The 3,267-nt window shown below is 59.7% G+C and carries 3 protein-coding genes; 2 read left to right on the forward strand and 1 reads right to left on the reverse strand.

All coding sequences use genetic code 11. The features are described 5' to 3' along the window. Positions 1-164: 164 nt before the first annotated feature. Complete coding sequence (locus ALLO2_RS22740; RefSeq protein ID WP_011436946.1) at positions 165-596, reverse strand: NUDIX domain-containing protein; 432 nt, start codon at positions 594-596, stop codon at positions 165-167. A 302-nt stretch (positions 597-898) separates the two neighbouring features. On the opposite strand from ALLO2_RS22740, the gene ALLO2_RS22745 reads away from it, so the two are divergent. Next, complete coding sequence (locus tag ALLO2_RS22745; RefSeq protein ID WP_011436947.1) at positions 899-1,264, forward strand: hypothetical protein; 366 nt, start codon at positions 899-901, stop codon at positions 1,262-1,264. A 1,448-nt stretch (positions 1,265-2,712) separates the two neighbouring features. Further along, positions 2,713-3,204, forward strand: coding sequence for a hypothetical protein (locus tag ALLO2_RS26100; RefSeq protein WP_023842235.1), 492 nt, complete (start codon positions 2,713-2,715; stop codon positions 3,202-3,204). Positions 3,205-3,267: the final 63 nt, after the last annotated feature.

Here is a 3,267-nt window from a genome sequence, read left to right on the forward strand (position 1 = left end):
CTCCACACCGAGCACCGCAGAACCGCCTGACACCCAACACACCAACACACCATTGCGATCACGTCACGTGACGAATCGTTACCGGGAAAGGCTCACTGTCCAGAGAGAGGCGGCGGCCAGGTAGCTGACGCAGACCACCGGCCCCGGGTGTGGCCCGGCCACGGCTACCAGCCGAAGACGGAGAAGGACCGGCCCGCGGCGATGTCTTCCAGCGCCGCCCGGCAGTAGGCGATCATGTGGTCCGGCAGGGCATCCAGTGGGAACCAGGCCAGTTCGCTGCACTTCTCCGGCTCCCGGTTCACCGGTTCGCCGTCCCACTCCCGGACGATGAAGAAGAAGGCGGCCCGGCCGCCGCCGGAAGAGTTGTGCATGATGTGCGCGAACTCCACCGCCTCCGGCTGGATCGTCACCCCGATTTCCTCTTTGGCCTCCCGAATGAGGGCCGTGACCACGGACTCTCCCGCCTCCAGGTGGCCGGAGGGCAGGTGGTACGCACCGTCCTCGTAGCCGGTGTTCTGGCGACGGCCGAACAGGGCTTCGTTGTTTCGGAGCAAGATTAGATGAACATCAGTAGTAACCTGATGGCGAGCAGGCATGGGCCGATCTCCTTTGATCTGGTGCGCTGCTGGGGCTGTTGTCTATTTTAGCGGGAAAGCCGCTCATTAGTAATCCGCGGCACCGGCGTTTTCCGTGGCGCTCCCTCAGGTGATCTCTGACGCACGCCCCTGCCCTACGCCCCTCCCGTGCTCCGGCTACACGCTTGAAAGAAGTACAGCGAAGTTGCACCACCCTGGCAGCGCGCCCGTCCCGCTGGTGCGCCCGCCCTGAACAGTGTGCCACCGGCTGATTACACCTTGACAACCTGATATTGCTAGAGCCGGGCATGGAGGAACCAACCATGTCCGATGATCGAAATGCAACATGCGAAAACCGTATTGACGCCCAGCTTTTGAGCCTGGAGCGCTGGTACAGGAGAAGATACAAACGCCTGGAGAAGGCGCAACGGGCAAACGACGACGCCCGCGAGGAGGAGCTACACGAGGAACTGGAGCCGCTGGCGGTGTCGGCGCGGCGGCTCGTGCGGGTGGAGTTCTTTTGGGGTGGCCCCTCAGCGCATATGGATGCGGAGGTGGACAACGGCCAGGTAGTGGCCGCCACGTTCCACTTCCTGGACTGGTTCGACGGCGCGTCCCGCTCCATCGACGAGAATTCCAACCCCGCCCTATTGCGGCTGGCCGAGGAAATGGCGGAGGTGGCGCTATGAGCCACTTTCTGCTTGGCGTCATTCTCCCCGACCATATCGAAACCGAGGATGCGGAAAGCTACCTACACGAGGTCATGGAGCCGTACGACGAAGATATAGTGGTGGACGCCTACAACAGACCTTGCGGATGCGGAACCAGGCGGGCGGACAATATGGCTTCTGAGATCGCGACGGAGAANACCGGCCTGACGTGGGAGATGTTACGCAACACATTCCACGAGCGTCCGCGCGAAGATCACTCCGAAGAAGCATGGCTCAAGCGCACCCAGCCCTTGAGGGAGGCAGAGAAACAGGCGCTCGCAGGGCTGACCATAAAGCCAGACCCCGATTGCGACAACTGCCAGGGTTCTGGAACGTACCCCAGCACCTACAACCCGAAAAGTAAATGGGACTGGTGGTGTATTGGTGGCCGCTGGGATGGGCTGATAACGGGATTGACCACCGAAAGCGAAGACGACGGCTTGAATTTCGAGCAAAGTCACGAGAGCATCGAAAACAACGTGACGGACGTAAAGAACCTGACGTCCGATACCATGCCGTTTGCGTTTATCCTGCCTGATGGTGAGTGGATTCAGCAGGGGCAGATGGGATGGTGGGGCATCGTCACGAGGGAAGATGTGCCGAGGGAGGAGTGGCGTACCAACCGCCTGGAGGACATCCAAACACGCTACGGCGGCCAGCGCGTCGTAGCAGTTGACTGCCACATATAAGCACGAAAAACGGCGACCCGTCTGCAAACGGAGCGCCGTTACGAACAAGAACAACTGAGAACTAACCTGGCTCTAGCGTATCGGGTATCAAAAGAAACGTCAATGAGCGCAATGCCATCCCTCCCCTTACAAGTCAAGGGGAGTACGCCCGCCGTGGGCAAGCGAGGCCGGATATTCTATCTTGAAGTGCGCAGTAAATAGAGGCATACTAGGAAACGATGAACGATGAAGCAATCCGGCAATTAACTAAGCATCTCGATAAGCGCTTTGATGAGTTGCAGGCTGATACGAACCGCCGCTTTGAGCATATGGCGAAGTCCATAGACGTGCTGACCGGCGATGTAGCACGTCTGGCCGGTGTTATCCAAGCGCGGGAAGACAAGTTTGGCGNCCTCCTGGCGGCCATGGATGGCTACGTGTTGCGGGCTGAGCATACGGCGGCGGATGTGGCGGGGCTGGAACGCAGGACGGATGTGCTAGAGAAATGGGTGACGGCCATCGGTAGGAAAACCGGCGTAACGCTGAACGTGGTGGAGCCGTGAACATATTTGTTGTTCAGGCTGCGTCCGCCCGTCCGCGCCGGCGACCGGAGGGAGGCGGAGCGGGTCGCCGCGGAGCGGCGCTTGAGCGACGTAGACAAGNTTTGCNCCCGTAGTACCCGCCTCACCTGGGGCGGCCTGCCGTATGCTGGTTCGACTACCGATGAAAAAGTCGGTGCAGGAGTAAGGAGTAGCCAGAATGAGCACCGACGAACACGACGAGGAAGATCCCGCACTTGAGATTGCGTCCAAAGATATGGATCGCCTCAGCGAAATCGTGTTGCGGGTGCCGCCCGGCGTCTACACGGGAATGAATGAGCAGCTTTCTCGAATGATGCGAGACGCCCTGGCGGTCAATAACTCCTCAATATCGAAAATTGCCGCACAGCTGGCTGGATCAACCGTGCCATATGAAGCAATCATCAAAGAACTTGGAGCCACCAGCTCCTTGGCAAAGATTGCCTCCATGGATCTGGCTGGCGCACGGCTTGCGGGAGTCCTGACCCAGAGCCTGAGTTCTTCGTATCTCTCGGAGACGATTGCCGCTGCCAATAAGCTGAGCGCCAGAAATCTACTGGGTCCGATGTTCACTGACCTTGAGAAGTCGCTCGTTAAGGCCGCCGAGCGTTCGCTGATTGCGGTTCCACCGCCTAATTTCTTGTACGTATTCGGAAATCCCGTTGGGGCATGATCGTGGGCGGCGTGACCGTGGGGCACTCCGCTGGGGTCTCGGGGGTCGGGGTCAGCCGGGAGG

Source organism: Frankia sp. Allo2 (assembly GCF_000733325.1).
Classification (GTDB): domain Bacteria; phylum Actinomycetota; class Actinomycetes; order Frankiales; family Frankiaceae; genus Frankia; species Frankia casuarinae.